This window comes from Halomonas sp. KM072 (genome assembly GCF_050710315.1).
GTDB lineage: Bacteria > Pseudomonadota > Gammaproteobacteria > Pseudomonadales > Halomonadaceae > Vreelandella > Vreelandella hamiltonii.
Window position 1 is genome coordinate 641,116 of record NZ_CP136132.1, and the last position, 20,968, is coordinate 662,083.

At 60.5% G+C, this 20,968-nt stretch carries 7 protein-coding genes; all 7 read left to right on the forward strand.

Going from position 1 to position 20,968, the window contains the following annotated elements; all coding sequences use genetic code 11:
- Positions 1-125 precede the first annotated feature (125 nt).
- The 7 genes from RVM26_RS03035 (at position 126) to RVM26_RS03065 (ending at position 20,866) form a co-directional block, all read left to right on the forward strand.
- Complete coding sequence (locus RVM26_RS03035; RefSeq protein ID WP_486997006.1) at positions 126-2,243, forward strand: type I secretion system permease/ATPase; 2,118 nt, start codon at positions 126-128, stop codon at positions 2,241-2,243.
- Positions 2,243-3,673 carry an HlyD family secretion protein gene (locus RVM26_RS03040; RefSeq protein WP_498940707.1) on the forward strand — a complete coding sequence of 477 codons (1,431 nt, stop codon included), beginning with the start codon at positions 2,243-2,245 and terminating at the stop codon, positions 3,671-3,673. The genes RVM26_RS03035 and RVM26_RS03040 overlap by 1 nt, the downstream gene beginning before the upstream one ends.
- Positions 3,673-4,308, forward strand: a complete 636-nt coding sequence (locus RVM26_RS03045) for a response regulator transcription factor (RefSeq protein WP_498940709.1) — start codon at positions 3,673-3,675, stop codon at positions 4,306-4,308. Before RVM26_RS03040 ends, RVM26_RS03045 begins: the two co-directional genes overlap by 1 nt.
- A gap of 56 nt (positions 4,309-4,364) precedes the next feature.
- Positions 4,365-7,520, forward strand: coding sequence for a UDP-N-acetylmuramoyl-tripeptide--D-alanyl-D-alanine ligase (locus RVM26_RS03050; RefSeq protein WP_498940711.1), 3,156 nt, complete (start codon positions 4,365-4,367; stop codon positions 7,518-7,520).
- Positions 7,521-7,527: 7 nt separating this feature from the next.
- On the forward strand, positions 7,528-8,526 hold the full coding sequence (locus RVM26_RS03055; protein WP_498940713.1) for a hypothetical protein: 999 nt from the start codon (positions 7,528-7,530) through the stop codon (positions 8,524-8,526).
- 8 nt (positions 8,527-8,534) lie between these two features.
- Positions 8,535-10,331, forward strand: coding sequence for an ABC transporter ATP-binding protein (locus RVM26_RS03060; protein ID WP_498940715.1), 1,797 nt, complete (start codon positions 8,535-8,537; stop codon positions 10,329-10,331).
- A gap of 155 nt (positions 10,332-10,486) precedes the next feature.
- Positions 10,487-20,866, forward strand: coding sequence for a BapA/Bap/LapF family large adhesin (locus RVM26_RS03065; protein ID WP_498940717.1), 10,380 nt, complete (start codon positions 10,487-10,489; stop codon positions 20,864-20,866).
- Positions 20,867-20,968 lie beyond the last annotated feature (102 nt).

A 20,968-nucleotide genomic window follows, 5' to 3' on the forward strand; every position in this document is an offset into this window, starting at 1 on the left:
CTGGCGTGCCTTTCATGAGCAGTAGACGCTTCACCTGAGGATATGAGGTCTGTGTGACACAAGCGAAGGTAACGACGACGGATGCAGTAAACTCACTGTCCAGTGAACAGCCAAATGGCGATGAATTGCTGGAGTGCCTCAAGGCGATTGCCTCCTTTCATCAGCATGAAGTGTCTGCCGAAGCATTGCGGGCAGGGCTTCCTCTGGAGCAAGGCAAGCTGACGCCGTCGGTATTTGGGCGTGCGGCTTCCAGGGCCGGGCTGACGGCGCGTATCGTCAAAAGTCGTCTTTCGGCACTCAATCCTGCGCTGCTACCCGCCGTACTGCTGCTCGAACCTGGGCGGGCATGCGTCTTGTTGGCCATTGACCTCAAGCAGCAAAAAGCACGCGTTCTGTTTCCTGAGTTGGCAGAGTCAGAGGTCGAGATACCGCTGGCGGAGCTTCACGCGGGTTACAGTGGCGATGCCATTTATGTGCGTCCGAAGTTTCTGACGGACAATGCTTCAGAGCCAAGCGTCAATAGCAAGAAGCGTCGCGACCAGCACTGGTTCTGGGGCGTTATCCGCGAAAATCGTCGTCTATACCGAGACATCGTGTTGGGTTCGCTGGCCATCAACTTGTTCGCGGTGGCCATGCCGCTTTTCGTGCTCAACGTGTATGACCGTGTCGTACCCAATCAGGCAACCGAGACCCTGTGGGTATTGGCTGTCGGTATTTTTATCGTCTTGTGTTTCGACTTGGCGCTGCGACTGATGCGCAGCAGCTTCGTTGATCTGGCGGCAAGCCGTGCAGATGTCAAACTCTCATCATCCATCATGGCGAAATCGCTAGGGCTGCGGCTCGAGGAACGGCCTGCGTCCACCGGCTCGTTTACCTCGACGCTTCAATCCTTCGAGTCGGTGCGGGCTTTCATTGGTTCCGCGACCATTCTAGGCATCGTCGATCTGCCGTTCGTGCTGATGTTTGCGGCGATCATTGCGCTGATCAACCCCTGGCTGGTGCTGCCGGTGTTGGTGGGCATCGTCTTCGTGCTGCTTTACGCGCTGGCTGCTCAGGGCAAGCTGCACGAGTTGTCGCAGACCACGTGGGAGGTGGGTGCACAGCGTAACTCGCTGTTGGTAGAGTCGATTTCCCAACTCGAAAACGTCAAGGCCCTGAGAGCCGAAAGCCGTATTCAGCGTCAGTGGGAGAAAGCCACGGCATTTCTGGCCAAAACCGGCAGTCAGCTGAAAATGGTCAGTACGTCGGTGTCGAACGTGGCGCAGTGGGCGCAGCATAGCATTGCGGTGTGCGTGATCATCGTCGGCGTTTACCAGATCATTCAAGGCAACCTGACCCAGGGCGGCTTGATTGCCGCTTACATGCTCTCTTCGAGGGCCATGGCACCGATTAGCCAAGCGGCTGCGCTGCTGGCTCAGTACCACCAATCTTCCACGGCGCTCGAGTCGCTCAATAATGTCATGGACAAGAAAAGCGAGCGTCATGAGGGTAAATCCTACGTCGAAAAGCCCAGCTTCGAGGGCAATATTCGTCTCGAGAAAGTCACCCTGCGTTACCCCAACGAAGAGCGCGATGCCCTGCGCGAGGTTTCGATCCACGTCAAGGCGGGGGAGAAGGTGGCGCTGTTGGGGCGTATTGGCTGTGGCAAATCATCTCTCAACAAGCTGATCATGGGGTTCTATCAGCCGACGGCAGGGGCCGTGCTGGTCGACAACGTCGATATCCGCCAGCTGGATCCTCTTCACCTGCGCCGCCACATAGGGTATGTGCCGCAGGATGTCAGTCTGTTCTCGGGCTCTTTGCGCGACAACATCGTGGCCGGTGGTGGGAATGACCGCGTTGATGACGAAGCGTTGCTCAGGGCGCTGGAGCTCGCCGGGCTGGAGGCACTGGTGAATGGCCATCCTCATGGAGTGGATTTGCAGGTGGGCGAGCGTGGTCAGGCATTGTCCGGCGGGCAAAAGCAGTCGGTGGCCATTGCCCGAGCGCTGGTGCAGGACCCGCCCATTTTGCTGTTGGACGAGCCCACAAGCTCCATGGACAACGCCAGTGAAGAAGCCTTCAAAGCGAACCTGACCCAGATATCGGCAGGCAAGACCATTCTGGTGGTCACGCACCGTACATCGTTGCTGTCGCTGGTCGATCGCATCATCGTCATGGATGCGGGCAAAGTGGTGGCCGATGGCCCCCGCGATACCGTGGTGGAGGCCTTGCGCCAAGGTCAGATCGGGAGGGCTTCCTGATGGCACGCAAACCTGCTCCCACCTCCGAACAGAAAGGGTTCGACGCGATTGGCCGTTTTTCCGAAAAAGGCCAAAAGCCGTTTCGCCCTTTCATGGACAGGCTATTCGCCAAACGGGTCACGTCTGCGCACCTCAACCGGGATTGGGCAAGCGATACCGACTGGGCGCGTATGCAGCAAGAGCCCATTCGGGCACGGGTGTTTCTCTACACGGTACTGCTGACCATCGTGGCGCTACTGGTGTGGTCCTACTTCGCCGCCATCGATGAAGTCACCCGTGGCACGGGCCGCGTCATTCCCGCCAGCCAGCTCCAGCGTATCCAATCCTTCGATGGCGGGGTGGTCAATCAGATCATGATTCGTGAGGGGCAGCTGGTCAGCGCTGGCGACGTGCTGATGCAGATCGACCCGACTCGCTTCGTCTCGGATTTCAGGGAAAACCGCGCCCAGCGTTTTGCGCTGGAGGCTCGTGCCGAGCGTCTCAGAGCGTTGGCCACCAACTCGCCCTTCGAGCCCTCCGAGGAGCTTCGCCAGGAAGTACCCAATATCGTCATGCAAGAGCGCGAAGTGTACGACAGCCGCCGCGAAGAACTGCGCGAACAGGAAAACGTGCTCAACGACCGTATCCGGCAGCGTCGCGAGGAGCTTCGTGAAGCGCAGGCAAGACGAGATACGGCCCAGCGCGAAGCGAACATGGCCAGCCAGGAACTGAACCTGACACGTCCTTTGCTGGCATCCGGTGCGGTATCGGAAGTAGAGGTGCTGCGTTTGCAGCGGGAAGTATCGCGTGCCACGGGCGAGCGCAGTCAGGCAGATGCCTCGGTATCACGCTTGCAAGCTGCCGTGGAAGAGGCCGAAACCCAGCTGAGGGAGCTGGGGGCCGAGCGTCGCAGCGAGTGGCGTAATGATCTGGCCCAGGCGCTGGGTGATCTGAATGCATTGCAGCAGTCAGGCACCGGTTTGCAGGATCGCGTCCGGCTCACTGAGATTCGCTCACCGGTAGATGGCATCGTACAGCGTATCCACATCAATACGATTGGCGGTGTTGCTCAGCCAGGCCAGGAAGTCGTGGAAATCGTGCCCAGTGACGATCAACTGCTGGTGGAAGCGCGTATTGCTCCGCAGGACATTGCCTTCCTGCACCCAGGACAACCCGCCACCATCAAGTTGACGGCTTACGACTATGCGATTTATGGCGGCCTGCAGGCGGAACTCGAGCATATCAGTGCCGACACCATTACCGATGATGAGGGTAATACTTTTTATCTGGTTCGCGTACGTAGCCTGGAAAACGAAAGCGTCGCCGAACGGCTACAGGTCATACCTGGAATGACCGCTCAGGTGGATATCGTCACCGGTAAGCGAACCGTCATGCAGTTCATGCTGAAACCTGTTTTGAGAGCGTGGCGAGATTCCGTGGGGGAGCGCTGATGAAACACTGGTTCATAACAACAGAGGGCGGTTTGAAAGCGCGCTGGAAAAAAGCATTTCCCGGCACGGCGCAACTGACCCTGGAAAGTGTGGTGCAGCGTGTCTCTGCCCATGACATCGTGTGGTTGTCCACCAGCGTCGAGGGTTGGCCAGAGCAAGTGACCCGCTTGACCAATCTCGAGGCGGTGGTGGTGGTCATGAGCTACGCGCCTGATGATCGAGAAGCGCTACATGCACTCGATCTGGGTGCCCGTGGCTATGTACATACGCTGGCTTCTTCCGAAGTATTGCAGCAGGTGGCCGTGGTGGTTGCCAACCAGGGGGTCTGGGTAGGGCAATCACTGCTGTCGAAAGTCTTGGGAGGAGCGTTCAAGGCGTTGCAGCAGCGTGTAGAGCCTTCGCGCTATGCGCACAGCGAGTATCTTAGTCTCTTGACCGAACGAGAGCGTGGCGTTGCCTTGGCCATTGCCAGCGGGGCAACCAACAAAGAGGCGGCTCGCCAGTTGGACATCACGGAGCGCACGGTCAAGGCACATCTCAGCGCCATTTTCAGAAAGCTGGCGGTACGTGACCGCTTGCAGCTGATCCTCAAGCTGGCCCCCACCACGGAGTATGCTCCCAATAGCGTGGACTGAAGCAGTGCTACTCTGCTGCCAATACTGCGCGTCCAACGCCCTTGAAGAGCCCTGACATGCCGAAGAATTCAGTGCAGCCAGCCGCGATGACCTGTGCCCCTCAGAGCATGGACTTTTCCAAGGCGCTAGAGGCGATGGGTCACACAGCCATGTCGCTCTGGCAAAGCCGACACGCCCGCGAGGCATCGTTTGCATCGCTCCTGCTGATCTCTGCGAGTGATGGGTACTCACGCGCGCAAGTAGTTACCTTGACGGTGGCTACCGACGAACTCGAAGCGGGCAACTGGGCAGCCGTGGTGCCTGCGTTGACACAAGCCGTGGTCAGGCTGCAGGGCAAGTTCGAGCATCCGTTGACCGGATGCCGTATCGAGTGGCCTTTTGCCGTGCGGGCATGGCACTGGGCTGCTCTCAAGCAAGAGCTCAAACGCTACAAACGCAGCTACTTTCGCAGCGGTTTGGCGTTTGAAGGCAAGCGCGAACCCCGACTGCTGCTCAGTGAAATGGAGCTGAATGCCAATGCCTGCCTTTATGGTGGGCACCAGGTGGGCCATGCGCAAATCAATCAGGCCCATCTGGAGCGTTACTTCAAAGCTCGCCACGGCTCCAGTCAGATGCCAAGCTTTGCCGATGAGATGAGGGTGTGGAGCTTTGCGACGGCTGGGGTGTTCCTGGAATTCAGCGGTGGACAGCCGAGCCACCATACCCTGAGCACGCAGCCCCGCTGCTGGGGGCGGCGTGAAACCCCGCCGTTGACGCCAGCTTCCACCGCCGAACTGATTGCCCGCTCGACGCGCTTTCTGGGCAGGCAGGTCAAGGCGAATGGCCGCTACGTGTACGGCTACTTTCCCTGTTTCAATCGTGAGATTGGTACCTACAACATACTGCGCCATGCCAGCAGCACCTACGCGCTGCTGGAGGGCTATGAAAGCTGCGTTGCTCAACGGCTGCTCGACGACGACGCGCTAGGCCAGCTGCGTGACCAGATAGGGCGCGCGCTGGAAAGTTTGTGTGCCCACGATATCCTCCAGCGTGATGGCGCGGCCTATGTGGTCGATACGGGCAACATCATCAAGCTGGGCGCCAATGCAGTGGCTATCCTGGCGTTGGTCAAGTATCGGCAGGTGATGGACGATGACCGCTATGTCGGGCTGGCCGATGCGCTGGCACTGGGGATCGTCCGCATGCAGGAAGCCGATGGCAGCTTCGTGCACATGCTGAATGCGCCAGATTTATCACTCAAGGAAAAGTCTCGGATCATCTACTACGATGGCGAAGCGGCCTTTGCTTTGATGCGGCTATACGGGCAAACCCGCAATCCCCAGTGGCTGGCGTGTGTCGTCAAAGCCTTTGACTATTTCATCGACAATGGTCATGAGCAGGCCCACGATCACTGGCTGGCCTACTGTACCAACGAGCTGGTGATGTACCGCCCCGAGCGCCGCTATTTTGAATTTGCGGTACGCAACGTAGCAGGGTACATCGACTTCATTCGCGATCGGATCACCACTTTCCCGACATTGCTGGAACTCTCCATGGCGTTCCACAAGACACTGCTCACGCTGGAGCAGATGCCGGAGCTTGCCGATGTGCTCGATGGCCTGGACATCGATGCGTTCTATCACGCACTGCATAGCCGCGCGAACTACTTGCAGAATGGATTCTTCTGGCCGGAAGTGGCCATGTTCTTCAAGGCACCGCATACCGTTCAAGATGCCTTTTTCATCCGTCATCATGGCTTCCGCGTGCGCATCGACGATGTCGAGCACTATCTCTCTGGCTTGGTGGCCTATCAGCAATTGCTTGGCCATGGTCGGCAGGCGAGTTTCAGGGTGGGCGAGGGCAAGCTGGAGGCCGAACCACTGGCATCGATGACCAAGGGGCGCTGGCATGTGATGCCGCCAATGGGCTGGCAGGCCACAGGGCTATGTTGCCAACAATCGTTTTTCGAGCCAGGACATCTCGTGGTGGCGAGAGGCAGGGCCGACACAGGCTTTTTGACGGAAGCCGCCATAAAAGCGCTGGTGGAGCAGGGGGCCTCGGCCGTCCTATGTGAACAAGGCGAGGTTTACCAAGCGCTTGGGGTGCCCATTCTGCAGGTAGAGGATGTCAGGGCCGCGGTGCTCGCCATTGGGCAACATCAGCGCCGCCAGTTTCGTGGGCGAGTGGTCGGAGTCACGGGAAGCGCGGGCAAGACCACCGTGGTAGCGATGTTGGCACACGCTTTGGATGACGGCCCCGTGGGGCAGAGTCGAGGGAGTGCCAACTTGCCCATCGGGGTGGCCTGGAATCTGGCGTCCATGCCGCAAACGGCAAACTATTGGGCCGTCGAGATGGCCATTGGCTCCATGGCGGTCAATACAGCGCTGGCGCGGCCTGACCTTGCCATCATCACCAACATTGCCGCGTCGCATCTTGTCTATCACCACTCTCTCGATGAAATTGCTCGAAAGAAAGCGCGCATCTTCAGGAGCATGGCGCCCGGTGGAGTGGCGATTCTCTATCGCGACAGTGCCCATTTCGCGTACCTTGCAGGGCAAGCACGACATTACCGCTTGACGGTGATCAGTTTTGGAGAGCATGAGGAAGCGGATGTTCGACTGCTGGAATATCAGGGGCAGGTCGGACAAGTCTGTATCGATGGCAATGCATATACCGTCGAGCTGGCCGCGGCAGGGCGCCATATGATGTTGAATGCCCTCGCCATATTGGCCGTCGCCCAGCATGACCGGCTGCCTTTGTCGAAGGTCATCGAGCGGTTGCGCACTTTTCAGGCAGTCCCGGGCCGAGGTGCCGTCACGCCTCTGCACTACCAGGGGATGCACATCACTCTGCATGATGAAGCCTACAACGCCAACCCGCTTTCCATGCGTATGGCGCTGGAAGCCTTTGCTGCCTTGCCGGTCAAGGGGGAAAGTAAGCTGTTGATCATGGGCGACATGCTTGAGTTGGGCGAGGAGGCAGAAGTGCTGCACCGTGAGTTGTCGCCGTTGATTGCCGCCTTGGCCACACGGCGTGTGCTGCTATGTGGCCCGCTGAGCCAAACGCTGTTGGCGACGTTGGGCGGTGAAGAAGAGGGCGTTTATCACTACTCGGAGGTCAAGGCGCTCAAGGCGGACCTCGTGAAGCACCTGCAGCCAGGTGATCATGTGCTTGTCAAAGCGTCCCATGGCGTGGGGCTTTCATCGCTGTTTGCACCGTCGAACCATGGGTAGGCAGGCCGTGCGGACGACCCAGCGCCGCTGGTTGACGTTCGCCGCCTTGCTGGTGAGTGCTGTTCCCGCCCTGGCACAGCCTTCTCAGGAAGCGGGTGTTTGTCATACGCTGACACGCGAACCTGCCTTGTCGATAGTGGAAGCGGTGCAGATGCCAGGTGTGTCGGGTGCGGTGACCCATTTTGCCGTACAGGCGCCCGAGCCGCCGGTCTCCAGGGATGCTCTCAGGCAGGATGATATCGCCACTCAACTAGCGGCTGCCCACGCGCTATTTCAGGAGGTGCTGGGCCTGACGCCACCGCTACAGATGCCACGTTATCGACAGGCCGAGGCGATGGTGGTGATTCTGCGAGACGATCAGGTGCGCGGCGGGCAAGCCTATGACGAAGTGGTGCGTAACCCTGGCATGCCAGGGTGCCATATTCGCATGGCGCTGGGAGGTCGCGTGGACGCCTCTGGCAATCTGACGCCTGCCCACGAGCTTTTTCATCTCTACCAAAACGCCCATATGATGTTCAAACAGGGGTGGGTACACGAAGGCTTGGCGCGCTGGTCGGAGTCGCTGTTGAGTGGCGACGTGCAGCCCGGCCCACCTTTACCCACGGATAGCCTTGCATTGGAAAGGGTCATGCAGTCCAGCTATGGTGCGGTGAGTTTTTGGCAGCGGCTATTCTATTTGCTCGACCCTCAGGGCAGTATTTCCTTGCCCAGGTCACTGATATCGCTGCGCTACCAAGATGGTAGCCACGTCGTTGAGCTTGAACGCCTGTACGGCAGCCGTTTCGTGGCGCCCCTGTTCGACGCGCTCCACCAGGCCAGTATCGCTTTGGCTCAACAGCAGCAGTGGCCCCTCTATGGGTGGGCCGAAGCCGAACAGCGCAGTACACACTACAACGACGTTATCCTGGCCGCCTTACGACACGCGATATCGACCTATACATTGCAGCCAGACCAGCCGGATGAGCTGCGAGCGTTCATGCAACTGATCGATGCCAGGTTGGAGTAATGTACCTCATGTTCGCGAATGCAGAGCAGGTGGCTCATCGTCAGCATCTGCGTGCCTTGATGGGCGCACTCTTGCAGGAAGTGATTTATCCGTTTCGCTGGCGAGTGCTCGTCATTATCGTCATGCAGGTAGCGGCACAAGCGCTGCTGCTGGCCAGCTTGTTATTGCCCTGGCAACTGTTGCAGGTATTGATGACCGGTCAAAGCCGCTTGACCAATGGGCTACCGGCGCGGTTTGGCGATAATGACAAGATCGTCATGCTGTTGGCATTGGCTGTCCTCTGCTTTTGTGCCTTCGCTCTGCTTCAGTGGCTGATCAAGCGCTGCATTTCACGCTTCTTCGATACCTTACTGAAAACGCTCAACAAGACGCGCCTGGTGGCCAATCATCGCGCCTTAGGTAGGCGCGTGCTGACCATCGTGCTGGGAGCGCTATCCTCGGCCTGCATTGCGCTGCTGTTTTGCCTGGTCATTGGGTCATTACACCCTGTGCTGGGATTGCTGGCGGCGGCCTGTGTGGCGACCCTGATGGGCATCGTGGTGCGGCATTATCGTTTCGAAAAAGTGCCCCGGATTCAGGAAAAGCTGCAAAGCAACGTGTTGACGGTGATCAATGTCAGCTTTGCGCTGGGGTTCGGCATCCTGGTCATCGATTATATTTATGGCTCGGTGCGCCCCCTGTTCATGCTGTTCATCCTGCTGATTGCCCTGCGTCAAATGATGGCTGCCAGCGTCAATGGCATCGTCAACGTGCTAGGGATCATCAAGCATTTTCAGCACATCAATATGCTGCTGCTGCCCCGTACACGGCAAGTATTCATAGAGGAGGCCACAGATTTCCTCCAACGCTTCGAAGCAGCAAGGTTGGCTCAATGGTTGCCCGGCTGGCTTGCCGAACGTCATCATGGCGTCTTCGAGATCGTCGAATGCCGCCTGCTTCATGGGCGTACCGTTTCCCACGTGCTGCTACGTGCTCAACACGGCAGCGCGCCACCCGCTTACTGGCTGTTGAAATGCTACGTGCCCGCTCGGGAGAACGAGGCGCATCATGAAGTGGCATTGCTCGAAGAGCATCATATGACAGCCTGCGCAGTACAGCCCGAAGTGCCCAGGCTGCTCGAGCATGGTGGCTTGCTCTGGTGCCGTTACGTGGTGCTGAACGTCGGGAGCCAGCGCCCACAGTGGCTAAACTCCGAAGAGCGCAAGCCCTGGATGGCCACACTTCGCAAGGCGCTGCTGCAACTACCGGTCTCTCAGGGGCTCGTGATGCAATATCGAGCCACCTTCGCTTCGCTGCCTGAGCGCATGAGGAGCATCGACACCGCCTGGTTTGATTACCTTGCCCATGAAGACAGGGAAGCCTTTCAGGTAGCGCGTTTCAAAGAGTGCTGGCCACATATCATTGCCTTGGTCGAGAAGGTGCCTCAATGCCTGACCATCCATAATCCCGCCAGCGCGCGCCTGGCCTTGGTAGATAATAAGCAGTTGCTGCTGTTGGATTGGCATGGGTGGGCTCATGACACGCTGGGAAGCTACTGGCCTCTCTCGGCCAAGCTGGCGGCAGAGGTGCACACGCTGCTGGCAGCCCAATGGCCAATGCTGTGCGCCTGCCCCAGGTGGGCGGAGTTACAGACCCCTGACGTGGCGGCACATCATGTTGCTCTTGCTGCCCGTGCCCATGAGTTTTGCCACCGTTGCCGAGCCAGTAACGATGCGGGTGCGCTCAACATGTTGCCAGGTATTCTGAAAGCGCAAGAGGCTCTTCTCACAGCGACGGGACACGACGTTTCGTACGCCGCCAAATAAGCCCGATTCATCCTTTTTTCTTATTGGCCACCGGTACAATAGGCAGCCCCGTCAGCTACCACTATCTTGTTTAAAATGCCGCTAATAGGCATCGCTACGTTCGTGGCGACTGGCATCGGCAACCCCTTAATCGAGCAGTGGGTGGAGAACAAGACATGGCAACGGCAACGGTTATCTCGATTTCAGGTCAAGCATGGGCGCGTGACGAAGACGGCAACCTGCGTGAACTGCGTATTGGCGACGTCATCCAGGAAGGCGAAACCCTCGTCACTTCCGCCGATGGTCGTGTAGAGCTGGATTTTGCCGATGGTACCGGCGCCAATGTGGTCGAGGGTGGCCAGGAAGTGGCCGTCACCCCTGAACTGGATGTCGATGCCATTGTCGCCACGGACGCCAGCGCTCTGGACGATGACCTGGAAGCCCTGCTTGCCGCCCTCGAAGATGAAGACGGTGACCTCCTCGATATCCTGGATGCCACGGCGGCCGGTGCTGGCGCAGGTGGCGGTGGCGTTGGCGGCAGCAGCTTCGTGCGCGTTGCCCGTATTGCCGAAGAAACCGACCCGCAAAGCTTCAACACCGAAGGCGGACTGGAAGGCGCCGAATTCGTAGAATTTGATGGTGGCGCCGCCGCTACCGCTGCTGCTGATGACACAGATGCAGACGCTGATGCGGATGCTGATACTGATGCTGATGCTGATGCTGATGCCGATGCTGATGCTGATGCCGATGCCGATGCCGATGCCGATGCCGATGCCGATGCAGACGCCGATGCGGATGCAGACGCTGATGCGGACGCAGACGCCGATGCCGACGCAGATGCGGATGCAGACGCCGATGCCGATGCCGATGCTGACGCGGATGCGGATGCGGATGCGGATGCAGACGCTGATGCTGACGCCGATGCCGATGCCGATGCCGATGCCGATGCCGATGCCGATGCCGATGCCGATGCCGATGCCGACGCGGACGCTGACGCCGATGCAGACGCTGATGCGGACGCTGATGCGGACGCTGATGCGGACGCTGACGCCGATGCGGATGCCGACGCTGATGCAGATGCCGACGCCGACGCCGACGCTGATGCCGATGCCGACGCGGATGCAGACGCCGACGCTGATGCCGACGCAGACGCTGATGCGGATGCGGATGCGGATGCGGATGCCGACGCGGACGCCGATGCAGATGCAGATGCAGACGCAGACGCTGATGCCGATGCCGACGCGGATGCCGATTTGGAAGCCACCATCACCATCGACACCCTGGCAGGTGACGACGTGATCAACGGTGCCGAAGCGGCCGAGGGCAACCTCATCACCGTCACCGGCACCGTGGGCGGCGACGCCAAGGCCGGTGACACCGTCACCCTGACCGTGGGCGGCCAAGAATTTACCGGCCTGGTGGGCGAAGACCTCACCTACGCCATTGACGTCCCCGGATCGCTGCTGGCGGCCAACGACAGCATCAGCGCGTCCGTGAGCGGCGAAGACGCCGCCGGCAACCCCTACAGCGCCGACGCCGAGCGTGACTACACCGTCAACCTGGACGCCACCGCCACCATCACCATCGACACCCTGGCAGGTGACGACGTGATCAACGGTGCCGAAGCGGCCGAGGGCAACCTCATCACCGTCACCGGCACCGTGGGCGGCGACGCCAAGGCCGGTGACACCGTCACCCTGACCGTGGGCGGCCAGGAATTTACCGGCCTGGTGGGCGAAGACCTCACCTACGCCATCGACGTGCCCGGATCGCTGCTGGCCGACAACGACAGCATCAGCGCCTCCGTGAGCGGCGAAGATGCCGCCGGCAACCCCTACAGCGCCGAGACCGACAAGTCCTATGACGTGAACCTGGGCGCAGAAGCCACCATCACCATCGACACCCTGGCGGGTGACGACGTGATCAACGGTGCCGAAGCGGCCGAGGGCAACCTCATCACCGTCACCGGCACCGTGGGCGGCGACGCCAAGGCCGGTGACACCGTCACCCTGACCGTGGGCGGCCAAGCATTTACCGGCCTGGTGACCGCCGATGCCAACGGCAATCTGGTCTACGCCATCGACGTCCCCGGAGCGCTGCTGGCCGACAACGACAGCATCAGCGCCTCCGTGAGCGGCGAAGATGCCGCCGGCAACCCCTACAGCGCCGAGACCGACAAGTCCTATGACGTGAACCTGGGCGCAGAAGCCACCATCACCATCGACACCCTGGCGGGTGACGACGTGATCAACGGCGCCGAAGCGGCCGAGGGCAACCTCATCACCGTCACCGGCACCGTGGGCGGCGACGCCAAGGCCGGTGACACCGTCACCCTGACCGTGGGCGGCCAAGCATTTACCGGCCTGGTGACCGCCGATGCCAACGGCAATCTGGTCTACGCCATCGACGTCCCCGGAGCGCTGCTGGCCGACAACGACAGCATCAGCGCCTCCGTGAGCGGCGAAGATGCCGCCGGCAACCCCTACAGCGCCGAGACCGACAAGTCCTATGACGTGAACCTGGGCGCAGAAGCCACCATCACCATCGACACCCTGGCGGGTGACGACGTGATCAACGGCGCCGAAGCGGCCGAGGGCAACCTCATCACCGTCACCGGCACCGTGGGCGGCGACGCCAAGGCCGGCGACACCGTCACCCTGACCGTGGGCGGCCAAGCGTTCACTGGCCTGGTGGGCGAAGACCTCACCTACGCCATCGACGTCCCTGGATCGCTGCTGGCCGACAACGACAGCATCAGCGCCACCGTGAGCGGCGAAGATGCCGCCGGCAACCCCTACAGCGCCGACGCCGAGCGTGACTACACCGTCAACCTGGACGCCACCGCCACCATCACCATCGACACCCTGGCAGGTGACGACGTGATCAACGGTGCCGAAGCGGCCGAGGGCAACCTCATCACCGTCACCGGCACCGTGGGCGGCGACGCCAAGGCCGGTGACACCGTCACCCTGACCGTGGGCGGCCAAGCATTTACCGGCCTGGTGACCGCCGATGCCAACGGCAATCTGGTCTACGCCATCGACGTCCCCGGAGCGCTGCTGGCCGACAACGACAGCATCAGCGCGTCCGTGAGCGGCGAAGACGCCGCCGGCAACCCCTACAGCGCCGAGACCGACAAGTCCTATGACGTGAACCTGGGCGCAGAAGCCACCATCACCATCGACACCCTGGCAGGTGACGACGTGATCAACGGCGCCGAAGCGGCCGAGGGCAACCTCATCACCGTCACCGGCACCGTGGGCGGCGACGCCAAGGCCGGTGACACCGTCACCCTGACCGTGGGCGGCCAGGAATTTACCGGCCTGGTGGGCGAAGACCTCACCTACGCCATCGACGTGCCCGGATCGCTGCTGGCCGACAACGACAGCATCAGCGCCTCCGTGAGCGGCGAAGATGCCGCCGGCAACCCCTACAGCGCCGAGACCGACAAGTCCTATGACGTGAACCTGGGCGCAGAAGCCACCATCACCATCGACACCCTGGCGGGTGACGACGTGATCAACGGTGCCGAAGCGGCCGAGGGCAACCTCATCACCGTCACCGGCACCGTGGGCGGCGACGCCAAGGCCGGTGACACCGTCACCCTGACCGTGGGCGGCCAAGCATTTACCGGCCTGGTGACCGCCGATGCCAACGGCAATCTGGTCTACGCCATCGACGTCCCCGGAGCGCTGCTGGCGGCCAACGACAGCATCAGCGCCTCTGTGAGCGGCGAAGATGCGGCGGGCAACCCCTACAGCGCCGAGACCGACAAGTCCTATGACGTGAACCTGGGCGCAGAAGCCACCATCACCATCGACACCCTGGCGGGTGACGACGTGATCAACGGCGCCGAAGCGGCCGAGGGCAACCTCATCACCGTCACCGGCACCGTGGGCGGCGACGCCAAGGCCGGCGACACCGTCACCCTGACCGTGGGCGGCCAAGCGTTCACTGGCCTGGTGGGCGAAGACCTCACCTACGCCATCGACGTCCCTGGATCGCTGCTGGCCGACAACGACAGCATCAGCGCCTCCGTGAGCGGCGAAGATGCCGCCGGCAACCCCTACAGCGCCGAGACCGACAAGTCCTATGACGTGAACCTGGGCGCAGAAGCCACCATCACCATCGACACCCTGGCGGGTGACGACGTGATCAACGGTGCCGAAGCGGCCGAGGGCAACCTCATCACCGTCACCGGCACCGTGGGCGGCGACGCCAAGGCCGGTGACACCGTCACCCTGACCGTGGGCGGCCAAGCGTTCACTGGCCTGGTGGGCGAAGACCTCACCTACGCCATCGACGTCCCTGGATCGCTGCTGGCCGACAACGACAGCATCAGCGCCTCCGTGAGCGGCGAAGATGCGGCGGGCAACCCCTACAGCGCCGAGACCGACAAGTCCTATGACGTGAACCTGGACGCAGAAGCCACCATCACCATCGACACCCTGGCGGGTGACGACGTGATCAACGGCGCCGAAGCGGCCGAGGGCAACCTCATCACCGTCACCGGCACCGTGGGCGGCGACGCCAAGGCCGGCGACACCGTCACCCTGACCGTGGGCGGCCAAGCATTTACCGGCCTGGTGACCGCCGATGCCAACGGCAATCTGGTCTACGCCATCGACGTCCCCGGAGCGCTGCTGGCCGGCAACGACAGCATCAGCGCCACCGTGAGCGGCGAAGATGCCGCCGGCAACCCCTACAGCGCCGACGCCGAGCGTGACTACACCGTCAACCTGGACGCAGAAGCCACCATCACCATCGACACCCTGGCGGGTGACGACGTGATCAACGGCGCCGAAGCGGCCGAGGGCAACCTCATCACCGTCACCGGCACCGTGGGCGGCGACGCCAAGGCCGGTGACACCGTCACCCTGACCGTGGGCGGCCAAGCATTTACCGGCCTGGTGACCGCCGATGCCAACGGCAATCTGGTCTACGCCATCGACGTCCCCGGAGCGCTGCTGGCCGACAACGACAGCATCAGCGCCACCGTGAGCGGCGAAGATGCCGCCGGCAACCCCTACAGCGCCGACGCCGAGCGTGACTACACCGTCAACCTGGACGCCACCGCCACCATCACCATCGACACCCTGGCAGGTGACGACGTGATCAACGGTGCCGAAGCGGCCGAGGGCAACCTCATCACCGTCACCGGCACCGTGGGCGGCGACGCCAAGGCCGGTGACACCGTCACCCTGACCGTGGGCGGCCAAGAATTTACCGGCCTGGTGGGCGAAGACCTCACCTACGCCATTGACGTCCCCGGATCGCTGCTGGCGGCCAACGACAGCATCAGCGCGTCCGTGAGCGGCGAAGACGCCGCCGGCAACCCCTACAGCGCCGACGCCGAGCGTGACTACACCGTCAACCTGGACGCCACCGCCACCATCACCATCGACACCCTGGCAGGTGACGACGTGATCAACGGTGCCGAAGCGGCCGAGGGCAACCTCATCACCGTCACCGGCACCGTGGGCGGCGACGCCAAGGCCGGTGACACCGTCACCCTGACCGTGGGCGGCCAGGAATTTACCGGCCTGGTGGGCGAAGACCTCACCTACGCCATCGACGTGCCCGGATCGCTGCTGGCCGACAACGACAGCATCAGCGCCTCCGTGAGCGGCGAAGATGCCGCCGGCAACCCCTACAGCGCCGAGACCGACAAGTCCTATGACGTGAACCTGGGCGCAGAAGCCACCATCACCATCGACACCCTGGCGGGTGACGACGTGATCAACGGTGCCGAAGCGGCCGAGGGCAACCTCATCACCGTCACCGGCACCGTGGGCGGCGACGCCAAGGCCGGTGACACCGTCACCCTGACCGTGGGCGGCCAAGCATTTACCGGCCTGGTGACCGCCGATGCCAACGGCAATCTGGTCTACGCCATCGACGTCCCCGGAGCGCTGCTGGCCGACAACGACAGCATCAGCGCCTCCGTGAGCGGCGAAGATGCCGCCGGCAACCCCTACAGCGCCGAGACCGACAAGTCCTATGACGTGAACCTGGGCGCAGAAGCCACCATCACCATCGACACCCTGGCGGGTGACGACGTGATCAACGGCGCCGAAGCGGCCGAGGGCAACCTCATCACCGTCACCGGCACCGTGGGCGGCGACGCCAAGGCCGGCGACACCGTCACCCTGACCGTGGGCGGCCAAGCGTTCACTGGCCTGGTGGGCGAAGACCTCACCTACGCCATCGACGTCCCTGGATCGCTGCTGGCCGACAACGACAGCATCAGCGCCTCCGTGAGCGGCGAAGACGCCGCCGGCAACCCCTACAGCGCCGAGACCGACAAGTCCTATGACGTGAACCTGGGCGCAGAAGCCACCATCACCATCGACACCCTGGCGGGTGACGACGTGATCAACGGCGCCGAAGCGGCCGAGGGCAACCTCATCACCGTTACCGGCACCGTGGGCGGCGACGCCAAGGCCGGCGACACCGTCACCCTGACCGTGGGCGGCCAAGCATTTACCGGCCTGGTGACCGCCGATGCCAACGGCAATCTGGTCTACGCCATCGACGTCCCCGGAGCGCTGCTGGCCGACAACGACAGCATCAGCGCCACCGTGAGCGGCGAAGATGCCGCCGGCAACCCCTACAGCGCCGACGCCGAGCGTGACTACACCGTCAACCTGGACGCCACCGCCACCATCACCATCGACACCCTGGCAGGTGACGACGTGATCAACGGTGCCGAAGCGGCCGAGGGCAACCTCATCACCGTCACCGGCACCGTGGGCGGCGACGCCAAGGCCGGTGACACCGTCACCCTGACCGTGGGCGGCCAAGAATTTACCGGCCTGGTGGGCGAAGACCTCACCTACGCCATTGACGTCCCCGGATCGCTGCTGGCGGCCAACGACAGCATCAGCGCGTCCGTGAGCGGCGAAGATGCTGCTGGCAACCCCTACAGCGCCGACGCCGAGCGTGGTTATGTCGTCGACACTGACGCGCCCCTCGCCGACCCCGTATTGACCGGTGCAGAAACGGGCAGCGGAAACCCGGTTGGTCGTATCGATCAGGTGATGTTCAAGTCATTCACTGTGGGTGGTGGCGTTGATCAGGTGAATGGAGGGTTCGAGCAAACTCCTACAGAGTTCGAGGAAAATGCGTCCCTGGGAGGAGAGGATGGGCTCAGTAATGAAGCTGACCTGACCTTCGTACTCAGCTCGTTACCCACCTACGGCAAACTCTATATTGATTTGGGTACCGGCAATTACCAGGAGGCAACGACTGCCACGGAGTTCGATACCACGGCGAAGCTGTACTGGTCCGTTACCAAAGACGAGCTGCAGGCAGCCTTGAGCAGTGCAGATACCATCACCTTGAGTGGTAGTGATTTGACTGCCTGGCAGAATCAGGGAGTCGATATTTATGCCTACAACCTCTTTGGTGTGAAAGACAACACCTTGCTGAACGTCAGCAACGGTAACCTTGGTGTTTCTGACAACACTGGCTTGCAGGTAGATGCACCCAATCAGTTGGGTGAGCGTGGTGGCAACTCAGAAGAGCTCGTCTTCGACTTCCGCAAGCCGGTAGGAGAAGCAACGGTTACCGTGGCGAACCTGATTGCCCAAGAAGGGGAAGTGGGCTCGGTTGCAGCATATCTGGATGGCCAGTTGGTGGGTGAGTGGACCTTCAGCAATAACCCGGCCGATAAGCTGGGTGGTGAAAGTATTGACAAGGTCCTGAGTAACGGCCAATTCACCATCAACGGCGTCATCTTCGATCAGCTCCGCTTCACGGCCAAGGAGTACGCAGACGGCTATACCCAAGGTGGCGGTAGCGGAAGCGACAGCAGTGACTACTTTGTCCGCGCTATCGACTACAAACTGGTACCGGATGCAGGCTTCAGCTACCAGGTCATCGATGCAGCAGGCAATGAAAGTGGCGTAGTCGACGTCATTATCGGTGAGCCGAGCGTTGCTACTGATGTACCTGTAGGCAACGTACCGGTTGCGCCTCCAGGTATCGATTTGAGCGGCAGTACTCTGGTGGTGAACGAGGCCTTCCTGAAAGATGGCACCAAAGCAGGACAAGGTGAGCCTCAGGCGGCAGGCAGTTTCTCTGTCTCGTCTGCGGCAGGCATTGCAACGATCACCGTGGCTGGCAAGGTGCTGTCGGTAGCACAGCTATTGGCGACCAATGGTGGCAGTCCGATTGAAATCGTGACCAAAGAGGGTAATACGCTTCGCATTACAGGTTACAACGGTGATGAAAAGGGTGGGGCGCTCAGCTACCAATTCGTGCTGAAGGAAACGGTCAGCCATTCGGCACAAGGTACTGACTCAGCCTTCAAGAACGCCATTGATGTCGCGGTTAAGGATATCCAGAATCAGACATCGACAGGCACGATCAAGGTCACGGTCATCGACGATACGCCGGAAGCCTTTACGCTTGCCAATGTCATTCAGGTACCTGTCAGCGAACTGGAAATTGCGCAGCTGAATGCTGGATGGAAAAACCTCACTTCCACTAGTGGTTCAGGCAGTGTGACCACTACCGCCAATAACCAAGGGGTGTATATCCAGTGGGGTGGCTCCAGCGGCTCAGGCTATGACTTCAAATATGCCTCTGGCCTGACAGGCTCGAAACCGGTAGATGCGGACTCCAAGTTCGTGGTGGGCACGCTGACCCACAACAACTTTGCCATCTCCAGTGATGCCAAGGTACTGAAAACCGTCGATCTTCAGGTCTCCTTCAAGGCAGTCATCGATGGCGTCCTTACCACGGTTTCCACTGTCATCAAGCTGGAGCATGACGAGACGCCAAATACCAATCGGGTAGCCACGCATCCGGACAACGATGACTTCGTGAAGATCAAGAACCCCAACGATACGCAGATCATTCGTGTGGGTGATCGCGAGTATGTGCTGCATATCAAAGGGTTCTTGGACAAGGATGGCAACCTGGTCGACAAGGTGCGCACCACAGAGACGAAAGCTAATTCCTTCGACCTCTATGCCGAAATTTCATCCACCGACGATCTGCCAAGCGTCCAAGGGCAACTGGAAACCAATTGGGGTGCGGACGGTGCTGCAACGGTGGGTGCGCTGTTGTGGAGGGTCAATGGTCAGGATGTGCAGACCAATACCATCAAAGGGCAGTTTGGTACCTTGACCGTGGATGCGTCGGGTAACTACACCTACGTGGTAGACCGTGAAGTACGCGACAGCATGAAGCTGAGTGAGAAGCGCGTGGAAACCTTTACCTACGTTCAGGTAGATGCGGACGGTGACAAGGTTGCCTCGACGCTGAAGATCGATCTCAGCGGTGTGCCCAACAGTGTCAACGCGGTGGATAACGTAGCAACCGCTGATCTGACTTGGGTCACCATCACTCCGCCTGCCATCACGTCACAGATATTGGGAGCTCAGAGTTCGACTCACGCGACTGCTGACGTCAAAGTCGATCAGTATCGGTCAGGCGTCCTCACTATTGGTCAGGGTGGGAGTGCCAAGGTAAGCTTCAATGCAAGTTTTGAAACACCTGGAAGCACTAAAGCGTCGTTGACTTGGAAACTGCTGCAAGAGACAGCGCCCAATCAGTTCAAAGATGTCTCTGGCTTTGGTGGGACAGCTGTCAACGGGCAGAATAACCTGGAACTGAACGGACTGAGCGCTGGCAAGTACGTGGTGCAGTTCACGGCTACGACCAGTGGAGTACATAGCACATGGTTCTTGATCTTCAAGACCGATTACTACTCCAAGGTGACATTGGGAGACGTCGGGGCAGTGGTACAACCCGCCAGTTATCAGGAACCCAGGCTGACAGAGGCGAAAGGCAACGTGCTGACCGATGCCGGTATCGACGGCAAGAGTGACATCCCCGGCTCTACCGATACCGTGTTGAAAGTCTGGAACGGCAATGCTTTTGTGGCGACCACGGAGTCAGGCGTCAAGATCGTTGGAAAATATGGCGAGTTTACGCTGGAGTCGGATGGTGATTACACCTATCGCCCCGTTGCCAACCCAGAGCACGTGGGCCAGATCGATAGCCTCACGTATCAACTGGTGCACCCAACGGGTGTGACGGCGGAAGCCACTCTGCGTGTTGGCATCACCGGCCCTGGCGTCGACAGCTTCGTCTGGGGAAGCGAGGGTAACGACACGTTGCAAGGGAATGGTGGTAACAACGTCATCTACGGCGGCGAAGGAAGCGATATTCTCGCGGGTGGGGCAGGTGCAGACACCTTCAAGTGGGAATTCGGTGATCAGGGCATCAGTGGGTCGGGTGCTGCCGTGGACAAGGTCACGGACTTCACGCTGGGTGTGTTTGGCGCGAATGCATCGGCAGATCGCCTGGATCTTGCGGATCTTCTCCAGAACGAAAACGCTGGTAATATCGATCAGTACATCAAGGCAGAGCAGCAAGGGGCAGACACCGTGCTGCATATCAAGTCAGATGGTGGCATTGCCAGCGACGGCAGCAACGCCGATCAACAGATCGTGTTGAAGAACGTGCAGATGCCGCAGGGTACCAGTTCGTCTGACTTCATTCAGTCTCTGTTGGATCACGATCAGTTGAAGATTGATCAGTAACAGCGTTGACCAACCCAAGGCCGCCTACGGGCGGCCTTGTCGTATCTACAGTAAGATTACGTTTAGCAACCAATAGGCGCGTTTACTTACAGGGGAAGCCGC

Bases quoted from the DNA above. Each gene is read 5' to 3' on its own strand.
- RVM26_RS03040 (WP_498940707.1), top strand. From the start codon at position 2,243: ATGGCACGCAAACCTGCTCCCACCTCCGAACAGAAAGGGTTCGACGCG.
- RVM26_RS03045 (WP_498940709.1), top strand. From the start codon at position 3,673: ATGAAACACTGGTTCATAACAACAGAGGGCGGTTTGAAAGCGCGCTGG.
- RVM26_RS03050 (WP_498940711.1), top strand. From the start codon at position 4,365: ATGCCGAAGAATTCAGTGCAGCCAGCCGCGATGACCTGTGCCCCTCAG.
- RVM26_RS03060 (WP_498940715.1), top strand. From the start codon at position 8,535: ATGTTCGCGAATGCAGAGCAGGTGGCTCATCGTCAGCATCTGCGTGCC.
- RVM26_RS03065 (WP_498940717.1), top strand. From the start codon at position 10,487: ATGGCAACGGCAACGGTTATCTCGATTTCAGGTCAAGCATGGGCGCGT.